At 43.0% G+C, this 20,293-nt stretch carries 13 protein-coding genes and 1 pseudogene; all 14 read right to left on the bottom strand.

Going from position 1 to position 20,293, the window contains the following annotated elements:
• Window positions 1–22: 22 nt before the first annotated feature.
• The gene (locus tag PUT07_RS30830; RefSeq protein ID WP_274472687.1) at window positions 23–1,420 is read right to left on the bottom strand and encodes a protein kinase domain-containing protein; all 1,398 of its coding nucleotides are present in this window, start codon (window positions 1,418–1,420) and stop codon (window positions 23–25) included.
• Window positions 1,421–1,422: 2 nt separating this feature from the next.
• The gene (locus tag PUT07_RS30825; protein WP_274472614.1) at window positions 1,423–2,178 is read right to left on the bottom strand and encodes a PP2C family serine/threonine-protein phosphatase; all 756 of its coding nucleotides are present in this window, start codon (window positions 2,176–2,178) and stop codon (window positions 1,423–1,425) included.
• A gap of 72 nt (window positions 2,179–2,250) precedes the next feature.
• Complete coding sequence (locus PUT07_RS30820) at window positions 2,251–2,907, bottom strand: vWA domain-containing protein (RefSeq protein WP_274472613.1); 657 nt, start codon at window positions 2,905–2,907, stop codon at window positions 2,251–2,253.
• Window positions 2,908–3,318: 411 nt separating this feature from the next.
• On the bottom strand, window positions 3,319–6,990 hold the full coding sequence (locus PUT07_RS30815; RefSeq protein ID WP_274472612.1) for an ATP-dependent DNA helicase: 3,672 nt from the start codon (window positions 6,988–6,990) through the stop codon (window positions 3,319–3,321).
• 257 nt (window positions 6,991–7,247) lie between these two features.
• Window positions 7,248–7,466 (bottom strand): hypothetical protein, encoded by a 219-nt coding sequence (locus PUT07_RS30810; protein ID WP_274472611.1) that lies wholly within the window; start codon window positions 7,464–7,466, stop codon window positions 7,248–7,250.
• A 21-nt stretch (window positions 7,467–7,487) separates the two neighbouring features.
• A pseudogene (locus PUT07_RS30805) lies at window positions 7,488–8,447 on the bottom strand (3'-5' exoribonuclease YhaM family protein).
• Complete coding sequence (locus PUT07_RS30800) at window positions 8,444–10,918, bottom strand: pPIWI_RE module domain-containing protein (protein WP_274472610.1); 2,475 nt, start codon at window positions 10,916–10,918, stop codon at window positions 8,444–8,446. The pseudogene PUT07_RS30805 and the gene PUT07_RS30800 overlap by 4 nt, the downstream one beginning before the upstream one ends.
• Complete coding sequence (locus tag PUT07_RS30795) at window positions 10,884–13,997, bottom strand: hypothetical protein (protein ID WP_274472609.1); 3,114 nt, start codon at window positions 13,995–13,997, stop codon at window positions 10,884–10,886. The genes PUT07_RS30800 and PUT07_RS30795 overlap by 35 nt, the downstream gene beginning before the upstream one ends.
• Window positions 13,994–15,061, bottom strand: a complete 1,068-nt coding sequence (locus tag PUT07_RS30790; protein ID WP_274472608.1) for a restriction endonuclease-related protein — start codon at window positions 15,059–15,061, stop codon at window positions 13,994–13,996. The genes PUT07_RS30795 and PUT07_RS30790 overlap by 4 nt, the downstream gene beginning before the upstream one ends.
• A 142-nt stretch (window positions 15,062–15,203) precedes the next feature.
• Entirely contained in the window at window positions 15,204–16,712 is a 1,509-nt protein-coding gene (locus PUT07_RS30785; protein WP_274472607.1) for a DUF2357 domain-containing protein, read from the bottom strand.
• Window positions 16,687–18,945, bottom strand: coding sequence for an McrB family protein (locus tag PUT07_RS30780; protein ID WP_274472606.1), 2,259 nt, complete (start codon window positions 18,943–18,945; stop codon window positions 16,687–16,689). The genes PUT07_RS30785 and PUT07_RS30780 overlap by 26 nt, the downstream gene beginning before the upstream one ends.
• A gap of 41 nt (window positions 18,946–18,986) precedes the next feature.
• The gene (locus PUT07_RS30775) at window positions 18,987–19,379 is read right to left on the bottom strand and encodes a hypothetical protein (RefSeq protein ID WP_274472605.1); all 393 of its coding nucleotides are present in this window, start codon (window positions 19,377–19,379) and stop codon (window positions 18,987–18,989) included.
• A 4-nt stretch (window positions 19,380–19,383) separates the two neighbouring features.
• Window positions 19,384–19,566 (bottom strand): hypothetical protein, encoded by a 183-nt coding sequence (locus PUT07_RS30770; RefSeq protein ID WP_274472604.1) that lies wholly within the window; start codon window positions 19,564–19,566, stop codon window positions 19,384–19,386.
• Window positions 19,567–19,679: 113 nt separating this feature from the next.
• A complete protein-coding gene (locus PUT07_RS30765) occupies window positions 19,680–19,907 on the bottom strand; it encodes a hypothetical protein (protein ID WP_274472603.1) in 228 nt (75 codons plus the stop codon).
• Window positions 19,908–20,293 lie beyond the last annotated feature (386 nt).

Raw genomic sequence — 20,293 nt, 5'->3', positions numbered from 1 at the left:
CGTCACTTCCTTTATCTATAAATCATCCAGCACCGAACTGGCTTTTGTGAATGCGGGCCAACCGCCTGGTCATGTGTTGCCCCTCGCCGGGCGCTGGGAACAGCACACGATTTCCGGGTGCGACTGGGACATTCTTCCCCTTAGTCAGACGCTGCCAGCCCTTTCCCCCAAGCACGCGCAGCTCGAGATCTGATACGTTTTCTAGAATAAACTCTTCTGAATCTCGGACGCGATGAATGACGGCGGCCGTCTTATCTCCCCATTCTCCAGAAGCGCCTGGTACACACAGGCGGTACGGAACATAGTTCATTTCATAATCGAGACATAGCGCCCCTACCGTGTCTGTGGCTTTCCACTCGGAACCTTTCTCGCCTTCGACAATTAGACCAGATTGGAAGAGCGCGATAGCCGAACTTTCAAAAGCATAGTCGCACCAAGGACACTCCTTCATGGAGACGGTAACGGCATATTGGGTCGAGTTGCATCGCGGACATCTACACGTCATATAACTAGCCATCCAGAGCGCTTCTTCCCATTCCCCAGGCGTTGGCCGCTTGGTTCGGTCCCTTAATCCATCAACGAAAGCGCGCGTAAAAAGCTGCTGAAGCCTTTTCGATAGAACGATATCGAGGGGAAGACCGGTGGAGAGTTGGTTGCCGGTATCAGTTGGATGGGCGATATAAGGATATTCGCCGAGAAGCGCTTTTTTCTCGAGCTCCGGCGGGCCCTCCTTGACAGCGTCTCCCATCAAGGGATGTTCGAGTGTAAGCAGTTGGAACAGCAGAACCGCCAGCGAATAACCGTCTGAAAGGGAATCCGCCAGATGACTACCCACAAGCAGTTCCGGCGCTATGTACCAAGGTGTACCGATCGCCATATATTTAGCTGCTCCCGGTATGGTCAGGTTGTCGCAATCGATCAGGCAGATCGTCGACTTGTTGGTTTCCTTTGAGATGAGTACATTGTTAGGAGAAATATCGCAATAGGCGAGCCCCGAATACTGAATGTCCGAGAAGGCCCTCGCAATCTTGGCGCCCAGGACAAGCCTTCTTCTCAAGCCTCCTGTCAATCCGTTGTACCATTCATCTAGGCCCTGACTCCCGTCGTAATAGGACAATTCCTTCAGTGCTGTGTGCTTCTTGATCAGCGGCATCACATAACCGATATAAGGTGGGGCGAGTACTGCCTCCGGTTTGACAAGGCTGTCTGGGAGAGTTTTCCGATAGGCCATAGCCTGAAAACGCTGCTGAAATTCGGCCTGTGCCGCAGGATCCTTGCCGGTGTAAATCTTGATCGCAAGCCGATTATTCGCCTCACGAAACACCATTCCTTGTCCGCCTCTTCCGATGACTTCTCCCAGCTTATAGGCACGCCCCTCTACGTCGGTTACAACGTCTCCCGCTTTCGGATGTAAGGTCATAATCACTCTTCCTTTCTGGCGATCCGAAACAGGATAGCCAACGATTTGTCGTCACTGTGGCCTTCCGTCGGCCAGTCACGTAGCCATTCCTGCAGTCGGGCGTTCAGCACCTCAGCTCCGTCTCGGCAAAGATCGTCGTATAACTGATTCAGGAATTCGCTTATCATCTCGGGATCCAGATCATCCGAAATGCCGTCAGTTGCGAGAAAAACCAAAAGCGGAATGTCACCTGCATCGAATATGGACCAGCTCCACTTATCCACCGCATTGGTATCGGATAACGATTCAGTGATGTTGGAGAAAGTGGTCCTCGGTTTACCGACGATACGGTAGTCTCGATCCTCCATTAGTGCGACGGCTAGTCCGTCACCGAGCTGCCCGACGCATACCATTCGGCCGTCTGATCCGGCAACCAAACAGGTACTGGAATAGTCCTTAAGTTCATTCGGCTGAAGCCCGCACCATGCTCGCCACTGTGTCACAATACTAATTGATGCCGCTGAGATCCCAAACCCGATGTTCCAAAGTTCGTTCGTCTCCTTGTCAATTTCCATGATCCTCCTAAAATGCTTACCCAACTGCTCGCAGGCAACCCTCACAGCGAAGGCGGAGCCGATATCAGAGGACATACACGTTCCCAGACCGTCCGCTACCGAAATGGCTAGCCCTTGTACCATGTCATCGTCAATTGGAAGGACGCAGACCGCATCCTGGTTGGGCATGCCGTCATGAACATGCCCAGGGCCGATCTGGGACACAGTGATGGCGCACCAACGGTATGGGGCCACAGGACTAGAGTAAATTACCGAATCACCGTTCATGCCTGCCCCCTAGAATTCGAACTTTGTGTCGTCCCGATCATCGAAAGCAAAGATCGGTTCATCCGGATTCTGGCTGGCAGTTCGTGAGGTTACGGATAGCGTGACCCATTGGAAGAACTCCTTGATCGATCTCGCATCCCTTGCTTTGAACACTCCGATCTTCTCGTCATTAACGAAGGCCTTCAATACGGAATAATCCGCGTCATCGCCGATTCCCATAGCAAGCCGAACCGTTTTCTGGCCGCGAGGGGATCCCATCAATTCGTCCAAAGGCATTCTCCATTCGTCGGTCGGTCGCCCGTCACCGACCAACACAATTGTCGGAATATAAGCCCGCGGCGGAATTTGCTCTGTATCGTTCAAGATCGAATTGAGCAACCCAATAGCCGCCCCGAGGCTTGTCCTGCCATCTGCCTCCAGGGCGGGCATCTGTATGTCCTTTGCCGGGGTCATCGTAATGAATTGGCTCGCTTGAGTCGCAAAGGTTATGACACTTACGTGAATCTCGCCGCGCGCATCGGCAACGGCGCAGAAAGACGAAATCATATCGCGAACGGCAGCATTTAATGATTCGATCTTTTCCCCATCCATGCTGCCGCTGACATCGAGAAGAAGGATCACCGGTAGTGGTCTGGGTTTACTCATCACAAATTTGTTAAAAGACATGCTATACACCTCTGTCTAATGGATATTGGCGAAGCTGTTCCCGATTCTCAGCAAAAAAAAAACATACGAAACGACTGCATTCAACTGCAGCCTGACGTATGCGCATGTGCGAATTTACCAACAAGCTGATTCACCGATACTAATCATGTAGGGATACTCCTATGAATGACTAATTAAAAATGGAGCAGGTAGTACTTTATTCCTAATATTCGACGTAAAGAGACCGTTTCCTCCTAAATTACGATCTTTCAGGTACACTTTTGCTTGTTTTAACTTGATAGAACGTGATCTACAAAAGTAAGTCATGAAAACGCCCCTTTTCAAGTACCTGTAGGATGAAATTAAGGCTGGCGCGCTATTTCAAATAACCTCTGTATGATATTTTAGCCTAATAAGAGATTACAACAATCCTTATAGCAGATACTTTTCTATAAGCGACTTGATCGCCACAGAATCGATACTTCCGTTAATATCATCATATGACACAATCAAGTTTTCACCTTCGATAATGCCGTGTTTTTTGTAAACGGCTTTCTTATCTTCCCATCGTTTTCTATATTGACTATCCGCCATCATCCCGCAATGCTCCCAGTAATACAGCATGCCGCTTTCAGCATCATCAATCGTAAAGTCTGGGATTTTCAACCCATCCTCTTTGAGGTCAAGTTCTTTCTCGTACTCGTAAGCAATTCCGGATTCTTGAAGCATGTTGGCGATAATCACTTCCGATTTTGAACGTACCAACTCACCTTTCAGCGTTTTGTGAATCAGTGAAGCTTCATAATACCGCTTCTTATATTCAACGATTTGGGGCTTTTCAAACAGGCAGGTAAAGCGTCGCGCGATGTCCGAATATACTTTCGAAGAATAGTTTCTCAAATGATAAGCTTCATCGTTATACAAGATAACAAGTCGGTCCGTTTGCCGAGTAATCGCGGTGTAGATCAGCTCCTTAGACAACAAGCCGCACGGTTCTCCAAGAACAAGAATGACCTTCCGGAACTCACTCCCTTGAGCCTTATGAACAGTAAGCGCATAGGCGAGTTCCAGGTCGGATCCGCCTTCGTCACTTACCACAGATGACCAATTGTAATTATGATTAGGTTGTGAACTGAACCGGACTTGATGTGTGTTTTTCTTGTCCTTAGGCTTTTGCCAAATCCGTTCTACGATTCCAACTTCGCCATTGGCGACGAAGTTTTGGCAGTTATCCTCCGGATACCCAGTCAGTTTTTGATTGCGAATGTTAATTACCTTGTCACCATAAACAATACCGTCTGTGCCAAGTACATTTTTCGTACCGCGCTTTTTGAATTCACCCATTGATATTGCTTCCTTTGAACGGTACTGCCCGTGAATATATCTGTTAATCGTAGCTGTTCCGATCGAAGCGTTGTTGCGGTACGCGGATAAGATTTGCCAATCGTCCACCTTTTGCGGTTGTGCACCGAAGTTCATCCATCCATTAGTGATGACACCGCCCAATGACTGATCGAAACCCTTGACATCGTCGACGTCAGACATTCCAGTTTCTTGTGTAATCGTCTCAAGTACGAGTTTTTCCAATTCTTCAGTCGTCTTCCACGTCTTGAATGTAATGTTACTTCCGCACTGATTCCCCTGTAGACGTACGAAGATTTCATCCTCAAGCTCTGCGTTCGTATCAGCGAACCACTCGGACAACAAAGTGTCAGCCCGTTCCACTCCATCTTCATTCTGTTGCCGACGGGTTACTGTTAATTCACCATAACTTTTCCCGACACGAGGAAAATCCTGAATGTCTTTTTTTAAGTGGCGGACAAGATCCACAAAAGGTCTTCCAGCGCCTATAGGAGGCAACTGGTTAGGATCTCCTACGAAAATGATGCGTTGAGCCCTTCGCAAGGCTTGCATAAGCGCGCCGAACATTTCTTCCGTCAGCATCGAGCATTCGTCAATAATAACTGTGAGAGGAACGTCTGTCGCTTCGACATCCGACAACTTATATTGCATGGCATTATAGTCAAATCTGCTGTTCTGGATGAGAAACTGAGCAACAGTCTTGGCATTAAAATGGACACCTTGCTTATGCATGGCTTGGCTCATTCTGACACGAGCTTTTCCCGTAGGCGCCAGCAACAGTACCCCTCCGTCACGAATTTGCGGTGATTTGCACAACAACGACAACAACGTTGTTTTACCGGTGCCCGCGCCTCCAACAAGCACGGAAAGACGAGCTTCGGCAAGCTCTTTTAAAATAGCGGTCTTTTCCTCCCGTGCGCGTCTTTCAGAATCCGTGAGTTCAGATGACTCAAATGCATCGTCAACAATACGCTTCCAATCTATTGAAACCTCATGTCTCTTGGCATTAACTCGCTTATCAACAGCTTTTCGGATCACGTCGTCAAATTGCGCTAGTCGGCTAAGTTGATAAGCGATGCTACCGTCCGCGCATTCGACAATTGTAAGCTCATCAAATAGAAAGCCGTGTATGCTGTTGAAGACATCGCTTGTAACCCGACACCCTGGATCAATCGGCAATTCGTTCATTTCAATAATCAGATTGCTTTGCGGATAAATCGTATGCCCGGATTCGGCTTGTTTTTCAAGGACGCTGACGGCAATTGCGCGTATTCTGCGTTTGTCATTCTCAGAGTCCAATGCTGTAGGGTACGACAGCGGACAGCGATCACGTATTTCTTTGGGTGGGAATATTGCCATATCCACTTTTCGAATCGCAATCTTGTTATTGTCAGCACATTTTCTTGTGCGTTCATAGAGTAGGTATGGATTTTCAATGACCTCTGTGTCGGAACAATCAATCCCTGCTTTCTGGCGGTATTCGGGGTTAAACAGGACATTGGCTTGTTCAACACTTAAGGATAACCGTGACAGCAGCCAGAAAAGGTTTTTTCGTTCAGCTAAGAGGTTAAGGAATGCGCTTTGTTCCGTTTTCCCGATTGAAGCGGGAATATTCCCGCCAAAGTAATCTTTCGGAGCGCGAAGTGCTTCATAAACGTACTCTTCATAGGATACGTTAGTGCCGATCTTGTTTTTGATTTCATTGGCCATTACAAATCCCAACTTGAAGCCCATGGCGCGAAGCATTGCTCCCAATCCGGGGAATGACCCACGATCGAGCCAAACTTCATTTAAGCGATTGTAAGCCCAATCGATGCACTCCTGCCAATTTCCAGGTATGCAGTCTTTTATGATTCCTAAAGCCTTGATGGTTTGCAGCAGAATACTGATAACCGCATCATATGACACATGCTCCGTTGCATATGAAAATTCTTCAAAATAATCATCTTCCGCAAATACAGTTATGGTCCGAATGTCGAAATCGGGATGGGTTATGGCGTATTCCATCATCTCGCGATAGGGAAAAAGGAAACCATTCCTGCGATCATTGCGTATGGAGTGCCCAATCATCGTTTCCCAAAGAATTGAACGTAGATTGCCATCCTCAGTATGATTGTGCTCTGGCGGCTCGGTAACGGAATTCACAAACCCGATGCCCATCACGACGCGTTTGGCATCATCAATGAAAGGAACTTGTTTCGCATAGACGACCACCAGTGATTTGTCTGGGATCACGTCCTGGTAAAAGGATTTAAAAATCGCCCTTTGATTGACGGCGTCCTGTACCCAGTTGGTCGTGAAAGGTAAATTGGGTTCTCTCTTGAGATCATAATCAATGTTGTGTCTTTCTGCCAAACGCTGAATATTCTCGTCGTTCTTATCGTTCCCTTTGCGAAGCATCGTCCAGGCGAATGGACGAGCCGGTAAAGAGTATGGGTGAAAGACCAACTCCGTGTCACGAAAATGTCCGTGTGTGGAAGAGTTAGATTCTTTATATGGGTGAATTGATGTTCTAGAATGCGTGTTTTCTGACATAAAAACACTGCCTTCGGAAACGCAGGGAATGACTTGTTCATGCCCGGCAATTGGAAGTCCAGCAAGCTTTGTTTCAAATTCGTCGTCGCGGCTGTCGGCAATATTCTTCAATCTTAGACAAGCATTGTTATAACAAGGTTTATCGCAAACCAACCCGTGATAGCCGTTATCTTTCCACGGAATACGGATTGAAAGATGTTGTGCCATTTCATTAACCTCCCAAATTATCTCTTTTCTCCGCTTCAATCAATCCTTAATTTCGCCCAAGAACAGCATATACCTTCCAAAATACATCTTGGATTTTATTACGCTCATTGAAGTAATGATTTGGCTTTTTCTCTCGCTACATGACAAACTCGTGTAGAATTTGAGATCACCTTTAACGCTTCAACTTGGAGCCCCTTTTCCGCTATCCAAAATCCAAATCTTTTGCCATTTCCCGTCTCCTTTCGTCATACTGTTGTTTATGGCTTGCACTTGCCACATTTCTTAAATTCATAATGTGGATAGTTATTTTTCGACCATAAAAATGCCTCATCAACGATCGTGAAATCATACCAGCCACCATCGCCTCTGATTTCTCGAATTCCTTTTAGGCTCGTTTCCTCTTGAAGAATATGGCCACAAGTAGGTTTATGAGCTGTACACAGCTTATCGGGGAAATGAACGTTTACCCAAATCATTGTTTTACCCTCCAGGCAAAATCATATTTTCAACCTATAAATTGCTTTATTTTCCAAACCACGAATAACCGATGTCCATTCTTCGTTATCCGCAGTTGTTTGAAGCATGTCCTCTACCATCTGCAGTTTAGCATCCATCGCATCGATATAGTGAAGAGCCACAGCTTCCGGTAATTGCGGTTGAATTGGGCTCACCCATTCACCCAAATTATGATGAGACAGAATCAAATGTTATAGTGCCATTATGACATTCGACTCTAAATCGATGCCAAGTTTTATTGCAGCTTCTGTAATCCAATTGGTAGCCATACTGATATGTCCTACCAATTTGCCCTGGTTACCGTAATCAATGACTATACCGTATTCCGAAATCATTTCTGCTGGTTTTGCTATATCGTGCAAGATTATGCCTGCCTTAATCAAATCCGAATTGAGAAACGGCCGTTGCCGGCAAATAAATTCACCTAATTCAAGCATTCGAACAATATGGTAAGCCAAACCACCGAAATAAGCATGATGATGGGATTTGGCCGCGGGCGCGGACTGTATTGTGTCTTTAACTTTCTCAAAACAAAAAGTAACAATCGCTCGAATATCGTTATTTGTTATGCTACTGACAGCTTGATGAATGACCGGGAGAAGTTCCTCTGCTCCTATAGGAGCAGAACGGATAAAATTAGTAATGGATACCCCGTTCTGCTCCACTGTTTTCCGAATTCGGAGCACTTTATCTTGTAATTTATCACGATATACTTGAACTACACCCTGTACCTTGACAAGACACATAGGAAAGAATGTTTCAATATCGGTTTTGCTTGCATTCCAAAACTTGGCTGAAATATGTCCGCTGGAATCAGCAAGCACAAGGTCCAAATAATCTTTTTTCACCGAACTATTTGTCTGCTTCGCTTCTATTTCTTTTATCAGGTAAAAACCGACAAACTCGTCGCCGTCTTTAAAGCCTTTAATTAATGCGGTCACATTTTCACCTCTATCAAATCTTCCTCTGACACAACTTCCACTTCTTCGTCAAACTCAGCGTCGTAGTCAAAATCTTCTTTATTACCGGTAATATATTTCGATAATGAGCTCAGTACACGCATCGTATACGGAAAAATGGTGTGCTTATCATAAGTCAACCCTAATCGTCTTAGATGATCCGCTAGAAGAGCAAGTTCATCCGACTCGCTTTCATTCTCTGCTCCTAACGGAATGTATTCCACAGCCCGTTGTTGGAGCAATAATTTGGATGGCGATGAAAACTTGGTTGCATCGTTAGCGATTCCTTTCCATGCATTTGGTCTTCCGCCCACACCGTAATAAATACCTACAGGGTCCTTAAAAACTCCTAATGCTTTAGTAAACCTGTTCATCTCATCATCAATAATGATTCGATATTGAGGAATGTCATCCGTCGCGTTAATGCGGATGAACCTTAATCGTGTCTCATTGGCCAAGCTCTCATTAAGATAAGGAACACGATCGCATTGTATTTTTGAATTACCGATAGCCCCCAACCAACCGTTTCTTAATTTAGCGTTGATAAGCACAATGACTTGCCCCGAACTTCGTTCTAGTTCACTGTGAATCTCAGCTGTAATAAATGCTTTAAACACTTCGCTGCTTTTATTTTCTCTTCGAGGATTAACAAGAAATTTAGATTCATCCATTTTCAGTGCCGCTTCTGACAAAGTCATCCACCTATCATTACCTAACAGCTTAACACTGAGATCCGTACCGTCTAATCTTGAAATGGCAGGTAAATATTTACTTCCAGCTTTTATGACAGATACAGATAACAACGTGCCAGACGCATTGACCTTATTGACGTTATCACTAAATAGACCATAATCGTTGAAAAGGTCTACTACAGCATTCAGAATGCGGGATAAATCTCCTTTCTCATCACCTGTTAGTGGGTGAATAAATTGCGATAGTCGCCCTGTCATCTTCAATCCTTCTCGGATAGCTTTCTTTGGATCGGCTCCATCTCTCCATTTACCCTTTTCTTCTATTTCTATAAGAGCTAATACCGAGTGGCTCGGTGATTCAACTTTGGAAAGTTGCTTCACAATTTGATTAATGCGTTTTTCTTGAGCGATCGAGTTATCCTTATATCTATCAATCTCTAGTTCCGATGTTATGATGTCTGAATTACAATGGACAAGTTCAATAATGAATTCTTTATCCGAATTTAATCTAAAGACGGAGTCAGAAATCTCCTCAAGAATAGTTACGTTATCAATTGACTTTTGCGCTGTAGATAGTTCCTTTTTTACTGCTTCAAACATCTCGGGAGAACTATAAATCTCGATAGTTATTCGCTCATTCTTAGGAACAACGATTGGAAAGCGATTGTCATTCATACCTCTAAGAGAAATATCAGGAATAAGTTGAAGTTCTCTTGCACCATAATCCGTTAAGAACCCTTTGGCCAAGTTATACAAACCGCTTTTCTCTGGAAGGCCGATTCCCGCTTTCACACTATTTCCAGTAAATAGATTGTTGTTCACGACATAAGCCGTGATTTCTCCATCCCCATCGGAATAGACCTTGGGATTCACAAGCAACGAATCTGCCTCGAAAGACTCCCCATTCAGCACATCCCAATACAATTCGTCTAATGCGCTCTCCCATGATGTATATGAAGAGTTTCGAGGACGTCTTTCAAATTTCAATTGGGAAAATGAACGATCTAAGCTCGTAACATATGGATTTTGAACAGATACCAAAACCGAACAGGAATGCCCAGACCTCATGTAGCACTTGCCTTCTTTGATTTGTACATCGCTCAAATACCTTCTTGTCCCCAAGGAAACCGTTAGTATGGCTCGATCAGCATCTCCCCCACGAGTCTTCAATGCAAATCGAATGACATAAGAAAATGGATCATGACGAAGAGATTTTCGAATCGGATTAGAAATGCATTCGTGTTTATCATTAAAGATAACATGATAGAATTTCAGCTCTTCACGTAGCTCATTACCTAAATCAAGAAACTTTGATTCCTGGCAGAACTTGACTGCTGCCATGCCGGGAACCCACTGGTAGTTATCAACGAATTCGTGAACATCACCAAACGTAGAAGAAGCCCAAACAAGCTCCGAATCTCTTACGTCTTGCGGTAAATCAGGAATCGAATAATCCTTTAAATGTGCTAGCCATCCAAGCGTCAAATGTTTTATATACGATGAATGAATAGGTTTTGTGGAAACTAGCCAAGGCTGATCATCGAGCAACACCTTGTTGTTTGAACATACGCTTACGATTTCAGGAAAAATACTTTTAAGCTTCTTTCCTAGAGGTTCTACTTTAAATGCAAGCTTAAAGCGATCTGTACGCTCTCTATTAAAGAAGTTTCTCCAGCTCTCCGGCATTTTCATATAATAGATAGTTTCGTTATAAAACAGCGTTTCATCAATCTCCAGTGCAAACAGTTCCATCTTCTTCATCGCAATATCCCTCCAGAATGATATTATTTATTCCGTCGATAAATGGTCCGTACAAACTCAAAAACAAAGGATCCCTTTTGTGCTTCTGCATAATCGCTGCCCAACTATCCAACATGGACATCCCTTCTGGTTTACCAGCAGGCTTTGCATTGAACTTTGAATCGCAGAAAAATACCCTGGCATTTTTACCGCCGCGCAGCAATCGTCCAATCATTTGCCAAATCGGGATAAACGTATACCACGCCATAACTTCTCTTTCAGAATCGTTAAGAATCGACCAGTAGTCAGGCTTTTTATACATCGCTTCGAACTTACCGCTGCTAATTTGGCGTAATTTAGAAACAGCTTTTTCGTAATGAATTCCTTGTCCTGTTATTCGTTGTAAATATTGAGTCAAGTAGGAGTGGAGCGCTTGAACCAAGTAATTCATGTCATTCGGAATAGGATAAGGACGAATGAGGAAAAAGACTGATCCAAACAACGACTCTCCATTTTGATCCAAGATATTGTAACCTCTACCTACAGAGAGAAGCGGTACAATCAATACTTCAGCCTCTTCTTTACGAAAGGATTCAATAATTGTTCTAGGGAATTGATCTGGTTCATAACTTCTTTCCCTTGATAGAACTTTATAACGTCCTTGCCAACTCTGATCACCACGAAAAGCCCTGGCGACTGTGGCAACATCATCATACGAATTTACCACTAAGAGTACCCTTCGCGGATTTCCTCTACTACTCCAAAAATTCAATTCATAAAGAATATCAGATTTAAGTTGTTGAACCATCTCATATAAATTGCTGTTTCTAACCTCTTCATCGCCTATCCCTGAGACTTCAAGAAATTTATTATGGCGAGCGTCAAGAATGGGTTTGAATGTTATTTGAACTTCCGGAGATGTTCGATCTGCTTTGAGCAACCATTTGGATCCCGTGTTCAAATGATAATGCGCGGATTCAGGTGCATGGCTTGTGCCTGAAAGAAAGATAACTGCCGGCCCTTGTTTCTGATCAGAATCTTCATATACACAATGCCAGTCATGCAACAATAATCTGCCTACCCCTGTATATTCGACTAATTTAAATGTCCCTGTTGTTTCCCCATCCTTTAAATCGTATTTATATCCGATCATCGTGCCCGTCATGGCCTCTTTCATGAATGCTTGATAATCTTTCTGCATAGTGAATAACGGAGTAAAATCTGCTGTCATTCCTAGCTTGGCTTGAATCATAGTAAAGGAAGTCAGAATGAACTTGATACATTCTTCCGCTCGGCATAAATAAACAAAAAACTCCAATTGCGCATAAAATAAATCTCTGTTTACACGCGGCCGAATTGTTCCTTTAAGCAGTTTCTCTGTAATCTGAATCAGCAGCTTCTGCTTTTCATCGTGATTTTCTTTTTCTACTAACTCATCAACAATGCTAGATAACATGGAATCTTGATAAGGCTCATTTGCATAATCCAATAAATATTTACGGATTTTCTTTTGCGATTCATCGTCGAAAGTGATCTTCTCGCTTAATGAATCGGCTAGTGCTGCCACTCTAATCAGATTACGACTGATATTCTTACGCAACGTTAGAGAACGATCTAGCTTTTTATATATGCTCCAGATCATATGATCCAATTGGCGAAGCTTATCTTTCCACTCCGTAACTACAGGATCACCTGCTAAATGATACCGTCCATTCGTTAATTGATTGGATTCGTTAGACAGCCGTTCAAAAATATCCTCAACGCTTCCAAAGACATTATATTCCGATAAGAACGTCTCATCGAATTGCTTTTGGACTTCGTCAGCTTCGTCCACGAATACGACATCCATAAGGTCGTACATCGCTTCATAAATAGTCCTCTCTAACGGATCAATCATCGCTGGAATCCTTGTCTTGAGTACACTTGCAGACGTAGCCACCCAAACATCTGCTTCTGCAAGTCGGGAGAAATCACGGTAAATTCCACATTGATCCGCTAATGGACATTTCACAGACTTATTTTCTTGTTTTAGCTGAGTACACGGATAACTACTATTTCGTTCGTAATCTTCAGACAACGCTTTAATAACACATAAGTCCGACAAATGCTTTAGATCTTGAAATTCGTTGTTCGTCCAATCACTAAGCTCGATAATCCCGCCGGCATTTGCAAATAAATAATTCTCTTGATGCGTCTTTCTGGATGACTTGCCGATGATTGGAACAGCATGAATACCCAACTCACGTAGAATTTTGATACGCTCTATCACTTGGGAAACGCTGCCTTCAATAAATCCGACTCTGGCACCTTCCTGCTTCACGAGACGATACGTCTCCATGAGCATGAAAGTAGATTTCCCTGCTCCCAATGCACCGCCTATATGCTGGTTTCCTTTGTAAACAAACTCTATATCCCAATCTATTGACTCGAGTACAACTGCAGTTGCTCTGTTCGCCCAAGATGAAGATTTCCCGGCTATTTCATCCATTTCTTTGCCCAACGAAAGCCCATTGAAGGGCAACACTAGACTAAGTTTCTTCTTCTCACGATAAGAAGGTAATAAACGCTTTTCTTTTACTGCTAAAGCTTCCGGGATGTTGCCATGAAAGCTTTGAATAAATCCTCCTCTTACGATTCTGGAGTATTCGAATTTCCTCTGAGTCGCAAAAGTAGTTGTATTGCTTTGTCTGGGAATCGGTTTTTTAAGTATCTGTTCGTAATTGTTTATTCTATTAGTCAAAAATCGCGGAACCAGTTGGTTAAGCTTTCCCTTTTCATCGATATCAAACAAACGATATTTCATATCAAGAGCTCGATAGGCTTCAATCCGTCTAGCCAGTATTTTCTTACTCCTTAACTCAGGGAATAAAATTCTAAGTCGGACTACGATATCCTTATGTTCGATGTACTTTAAGATCGGCTCATTATAACCGACCAATAACGACCAACCTTGATCAATATGAAGCATCGAGTCAATCAAATGACAGCCCGTCATAAATAGCTCCAGGCTTATTATTGTTGATATGTCGGCTTTGGGCAGTTCTAGCGAGAAAAACTCTTTGTTTATTTCTTCAGTTAAATCCCAATATGTTTTTCTCACCAGAGCACCTTCTTCAACGTTTTTTCCAATTCATTCTCCATAATGATTTTTATGAGTTTCCTTCTGTCTTCTTTTAAAAGTGTTGTTGCTCTCATACCATAATATGGATATAGATCATTTCGGTATTTGGGAATAACAACATACACCTGTTGACCATACTTCTCCAAATACGATAATGATTTTTGATTAAAGAAATTCGCCAGCGTTCTTGGATCCTTGAAATCTTTTACATCCAAAAACATCTTACTTTCACTTTCATTATGTGAAATTGCAAGATCATACTCATCAATATGAGGATATAACTCTACTCCGTACCCTTGCTGTTTTAACCATTCAGCAATTTTCATTTCAGAAATCCCAGGTAACAGCACATACCTCTGTATACCGGGAAGCAGCCGGAAGACTCGTTCATCTTTATAGTTGAACAAATCAAATTTCTCGAAATCAGCTAACGAATGACAGATATTTTCTTTGTTACATCGCCATCGATCATGCTTGTATGTTAATGTCCATCCACAATGAGGGCATTTACGATAGTTATCCATTTGTAAAGTTGCCTCTTCATAACACTGACGCACTAACGTGCTTAATTCACGGTCTCGAATGGACTCAGCAAATTGCGCGAGTTGAAGCGCAGACAATACTGCATTCTGAGGCAAGGACAAGAATGTACGAATTTGAGTATATTCTGCCTGCAAACTCTGGTTTCCATCTCTGCAGAATTGTAAAATAGCCAGCATATTCTTCTGCTGCGCTTCATCAGGGGATGTATAAGTATTAATGAAATCCTCTGCATCAGGTGTTATCCCAATAAACTCTTCAATAAGAGAGGATTCGCCAGGATAATATTCAATAAGCCCTTGAATCCCCCATTCAGAAGATGGTTTATGCAAGATATGAAGAAGCCGGTGCAAATCCGTAGGAATCTCAGCCCCTGACCTTCCGGCTTCTTGTATGAACATAAGCATGCCCTTATAAAGCTCATCTGGGATATGATCATAGTTTTTTGTCCATTGTTGTAATCCGGTGATAAGGTAATAAATCATATCTTGTAGTCTATTCAATGGAACACGCTCCTCGAAAGTGCTAACACTAATTGTAACTTGAGTTTTGGACAACGACCTGTCACCGAATGTATGTTCTATATGCAAAGAACGTGTATTAACCTGGCTTATATGATTTTGCCAAATTAGTACACGTTCTTTATCAATTCGTTCTCTTGGTCAGAATTTGATCAGATATTATCTCGGCCAATTTGTTTGTTAACTCATGACCACTGTCCCCTGGCTTCAACCAGTAAGCCCCCATCTGATATTGCTGACGATACTCATCACCAAACAAGTGAGCGTTTTCCTTCCCAGGTGCCGGTGTAATAATAAAAACTTCCTCAACCACCCTGTTACGATTCGTTTTGCTAACGATTCCGTCACGGTACTTGTGCATCTCTCCAAGCGCCATCGGGAGGTTATGATCAAGACGATATTTGGGATCGAAAATATATAATTTCCCATCTGCCTCGAGTACAATATCGGGCTTCATTCCGTGAGTATAGGTAACGAAATCCTGAGTTGCACTTGTAAACCATCGTTGGTATGCAAGTGTTGCACCGCCGACCATTTTAATCCGGCTCTCTTTCTTTTCGGACAAATTCAAGACTAGACCATCCTGCTCCAGAGCAAATAGATCAGAAGTATCAAGAACAGCGCCGTTTTCCCGGAGTATCTTAACGATTTGCATGAATACCCAAATTTCATAAAGCTGATATGTATCCTTAAGTGGAATCGGACTTTTAAAGCCGATTGAATACTCGTTAAACTGATAAAGTTCATGGAACCAGGAAAACCAATTACGATAGACCGGATGCTTCCGAAAGGCTTGCGAAATAACAACTGGACCAATGTGAGGTTGTATTTGCTGCAGAAATGATGATCGAAGCCAGTAATGGACGCGATCAACATACTGTTCGGCCTTCGAACGTATTGCATCAATCGATATCGTTTGGTATTCACGGAGAAGTCGAAGTAAATCACGCAATTGCCGTAACAGAACCTGGTTTTCAAATACGTTAAAGGTTTCTTCACGCACACCAGACCAAATGAGCTCTGGAACAGGAATCCCCTCGCTCATTCCATGGCCTGCATGTCGTTCTGACCAAGCAAGAAGCGCCGGCGTCACATGCTTCACATTTTCTCTGCGAATCCACTGTTCAGACGCTCTTAGTTTGCGAAGCGGTTCGGCTTGAATTTGACGAAAAATTCGATGTAACCGATGAAAATTCCGATCAATATAGTCCCATTGAGCCAAGGATACTTTTCGTACAAAGCCATTATTGTCAAACTTCAAATGCGCCCCGCAATGCTGAAAACATGCCGCGGCTTCTGAAAGAATATCAACTATCATGTGACTGAAATCGGTTTCCGTTAACTTCCGATTGTCCGAATACAGATAAGTTTGTACGGTTACTCGCTCGTCATGCTCAATCGAAAATGTTAACATGCCGGACTGAAAAGGCGCCATCCACTCGCCTTCCCAGCCAATTTCCGTACGAACCATCGATAATGGTATTTCATTCAATAGAAATTTGAAAGGGGCATTGAACGACGATCTCCAACGATATGTTCTCGCTTCCTCAAAACGCATTTTATCAATAGGAGTCCATGTCCCTGTATCCGGGCAATAAAATTCAAGATTATCTCCAGAACTGGGTAGCGCCATATCGATCCAGTTCCCCTTTCATGCGAAGAAGATGATAGAGCGATTCCGATCCGTCGCCAAACAATGCGCTTGTCCAATCAATCAAATCAATGAGCAAAGCATCAATGCGCTCATCCCCGCGAATTTTAGGCATCACTTTCTCGGCAATAACACGGTCAACCGCTTCCTTCTTCTCCATGCGGATATCCGGATCAAGTTCGGCATTGGCGTACAGCTTTCGGAGCATTTCATTTATTGTTCTATAGCCGAAATGAAGATCAAAACGGCTTAGCTTCAAGTGAAGCTCTCGCAACAGCTTCCATTCATCCTGCAAGTTGGCCTTATACTTTGACTCCGCTGCTTCCCAGAACTGCTCCAAATCGACATCCGACAACGTCATAACAAACGCTCGATCCAGTACCTTATCCGAGATGCCATGCGTAGTCTCATCGACGTTGATCGTGCCGATAACATACAGGTTATGGGGGATTTGTAATTCCTGTGGGACATCCGTAATATGGCTTTCCGTATGCAGTCGAATCGGTTGCCTCGATTCGATCGCACTTAAATAGTCGCTTAAGTAATATTCGACACGAGCCAGATTCATTTCATCGAGCACAATGAACATCGGCTTTCCTTCCTGTATCGCTTGTAAGATGGCGTTGAGGAACGGTGTCCTAACGTATCGCTTTTCCAATGCACTGTAATACCCGAACAAAGAGGTCGAATCTGTCCAGTCCGGACGGACGGGGATGACTTTTAAATTTGGGTTAAGGTCGTCGTATGTCCGTCCGTATACCGCATTGGCATAAAGCAAACAAAGCCTCGTTTTTCCCGTACCCGAGATGCCATTCAAGATAACGAAATGCTTGTCCTCCAAGCTCGTAAGATTCAGATGAAAATCACGGATAATCGCATTTGAGTAAGTAAATGGGCTTTCGCTAACGTTTGACAAAATATTAGCTAAATTGAAATCGTGCTTGTAATCTTCAAACGCTTCAACTTCAACTTCATCTTCAGATCCCTCTTCTTCTAATGATGAGGCAACTGGATGATCATCCTTTGGTAAGTTGATTTTTCTTTTGCTGTCTGCCAGAATCAACGCCGATACGAAGAGCCTCTTCTTTATTTCTTCAATGGATTCCGTAAAATGTCCTGTTTCATTATCCCACGTTCCGATGTAAAAGGAATTGTCTTGTACTTTAAACCCATGCTCGGCCAATGCTTCCATTGCGCGGGATTGATTCAACCGATTGGTCTCCGAGGAATTCTCTTTCCCGCGAGAGTAATAACTCTTGGAGATGGTCCATTCCACTTTGCCTTTACCATGAATTGCACGAAGACTGGCGTATATATCGCCGCGACCATCGGTCTTTACACCTAGCACTTCATGCGGCAATCTTTCAAAATGATGAAACGCTGCTTTAGTCAAAAGCTGCCCTTTATCCGTTATATTATATAATTGTCGGCAGTTTCCCCTCAGGGCGGTTTCCTCCAACTTAACCACATATGTTTTTCCGTAAAGTTCGATCTGAAAATCTTCTTTGTGTTTATTTAACAAATCGAAGAGTTTAAGAGAATTTGAATGTTCTGCGGCTTCGTCTTTAATATATTTCCTTAACGCCTCGAGATCGTGCCAAGTCTCCCAAATCATTCGCAACAATTCTTCGTCCAAAGGCATTTCATTGAAAGGAAAATAGATGCCAAAAGAAAACCAAGGGGTACGATTTTCTTTTTCGCACTTTTGGATATATCCAATGAACTCATGCCTCGGAATGGTAAAGTTCACCTTGTCGATTTCATGAATCGTTAAACGATCCGACAACGATCCAAGCATATCGGTGAATTGTTTAATATTACCTTTCGTACGAATCCCATTCCAGAATGGATAAAAGCTGCTATTCATGATGATCTTTAACGTTTTGTCCATCCCGTTCATTTCCAACGACAACATGCCGATTTCCATACCGAAATAGCTCTTATCTAGAATGGATACGAACGCTTTTTTACCGATATCGGTATTCGCTTTGCTTTCCGCGTATTTCGGATTGCGAGCGTCATGCATGGTTGTCCTAAGTGTCGCTTCGTAAGTATGAACTTTATAATCAAGCAATTCAGGAACTTCGTTACCATATTTGTTCTTAAAATCGTCCATCAATTGACGAAGTACTGGCTGGACCTCATCAAGCACGCGTTGGCAACGTAGCGACGTATCAGAAATCGTTAGGGCTTCTTCAATTTGGGTAATGTTCATGTTAGCCTCCAAATACCTGCTTTTCTAATATACTTTAACGATTATCCCTTGCTCGTCGTACTCAGTTCCTCTAAGGAACGATGCTGCTCTTTTAAACACAGGATAACCCAAACTTCCATGTTTTTCGATTTTAAAAGCTCCTTCATACCACAATTGACCGGTTCAAAAACCAACTTTCCTTCATGGAAAAATCTCAGTCCATAATATTGTCTTGGCCCTGATTTGTATTTGCCCTCAAACTTCAGGTTTCCATTTTCGTAATACTCTCGTCCACTTGAAATAAACCAGTCTTCAAATAGACCGACCATGTGCTTCATGCCATTTTTGTAATACTTGATCCCTTCCCGAAGAGGGATTACATCCTTGAGCCCACCTTCGTAATGAAGCTTGCCGGTATCATAGAACAGTTTCCCATGATTTTCTTGAGCGCCCATTTGCTTATCCCTCATATGGATTTGATCTGAGAGTCATCCCTGGTTTAATAAGGGAAAGCATATACTGAAGCTCTTCAAATACATTCGACAATCTGGACATCAGCTCACCATCCAATTGAATCAGTAACGCTTGCCCCTCTTCAAAAACAGGAACCGCGCCTTCTAAAATTGGAATAGCAGATTCCATTCGAATATATCCTCTATGTCGCCACATCGTTTCAACAACAGGCTCCATCTCGGCCAACCACGTCTTGGAAAAATGGCGTAATGATCAAGGCAAAACCATCAACAAATTGACGGTTATCTCCTAACAGCTTCTTCTGACAAATCCAAAGATAGAAAGGTCCCTTCAAGAGTTTTTTGATTTCTGTTTGGAAATGCCTGAATTGCCGATAAGTATACATTTTGAATATGCTCATTAATTGAGTCTTCATCTTGATTGGTCAATACAGATAGATCAAACTGGTATGCCCAACCCTTAGATTTTAATACTTCCTCAGCCAATACAACAGTTTTCAATGAAATCATCCCCTCTCCTGTTGTTACTCTCAAATATTATAAAACAATCGTTGGGTACATCTATGTCACGAAACATACGTTCTTGTTAAATTTATTTATCGATTACTTTTCATGGATACTTGCATTTTTTTCTAAGTGCAATTTCCGAAATAGTTCCAAATTCCTATATCTTCGTCAATATCCAACAAAATCCTGCTAAGCAATTATCAATAAAAAAGTTCCCCAACATAATAATGTTAGGAAACCAAGAAGTAGGACTTTATTCTTTTGTGCGATTCTTTAAGTTTTATATATTTCAATCAATAGTTGTGAATAAAAGCCGCGACACACAAAGCCTTACATTTGAATAAACGTCGGGAAATCTGTCAGTTTTCTCTCTGGGCGGCCTTCTCTAA

Source organism: Paenibacillus sp. MAHUQ-63 (assembly GCF_028765165.1).
In the GTDB taxonomy this organism is placed as follows: Bacteria; Bacillota; Bacilli; order Paenibacillales; family NBRC-103111; genus Paenibacillus_E.
This window is presented reverse-complemented; position numbering and strand designations above follow the sequence as displayed.

Excerpts from the sequence above, each read along its gene's own strand:
- PUT07_RS30815 (WP_274472612.1), bottom strand. The coding sequence starts at position 6,990 with ATGGCACAACATCTTTCAATCCGTATTCCGTGGAAAGATAACGGCTAT.
- PUT07_RS30770 (WP_274472604.1), bottom strand. The coding sequence starts at position 19,566 with ATGGAATCTGCTATTCCAATTTTAGAAGGCGCGGTTCCTGTTTTTGAA.
- PUT07_RS30765 (WP_274472603.1), bottom strand. The coding sequence starts at position 19,907 with ATGATTTCATTGAAAACTGTTGTATTGGCTGAGGAAGTATTAAAATCT.
- PUT07_RS30810 (WP_274472611.1), bottom strand. The coding sequence starts at position 7,466 with ATGATTTGGGTAAACGTTCATTTCCCCGATAAGCTGTGTACAGCTCAT.
- PUT07_RS30775 (WP_274472605.1), bottom strand. The coding sequence starts at position 19,379 with ATGGGCGCTCAAGAAAATCATGGGAAACTGTTCTATGATACCGGCAAG.
- PUT07_RS30785 (WP_274472607.1), bottom strand. The coding sequence starts at position 16,712 with ATGGCGCTACCCAGTTCTGGAGATAATCTTGAATTTTATTGCCCGGAT.
- PUT07_RS30830 (WP_274472687.1), bottom strand. The coding sequence starts at position 1,420 with ATGACCTTACATCCGAAAGCGGGAGACGTTGTAACCGACGTAGAGGGG.
- PUT07_RS30800 (WP_274472610.1), bottom strand. The coding sequence starts at position 10,918 with ATGAAGAAGATGGAACTGTTTGCACTGGAGATTGATGAAACGCTGTTT.
- PUT07_RS30780 (WP_274472606.1), bottom strand. The coding sequence starts at position 18,945 with ATGAACATTACCCAAATTGAAGAAGCCCTAACGATTTCTGATACGTCG.
- PUT07_RS30820 (WP_274472613.1), bottom strand. The coding sequence starts at position 2,907 with ATGTCTTTTAACAAATTTGTGATGAGTAAACCCAGACCACTACCGGTG.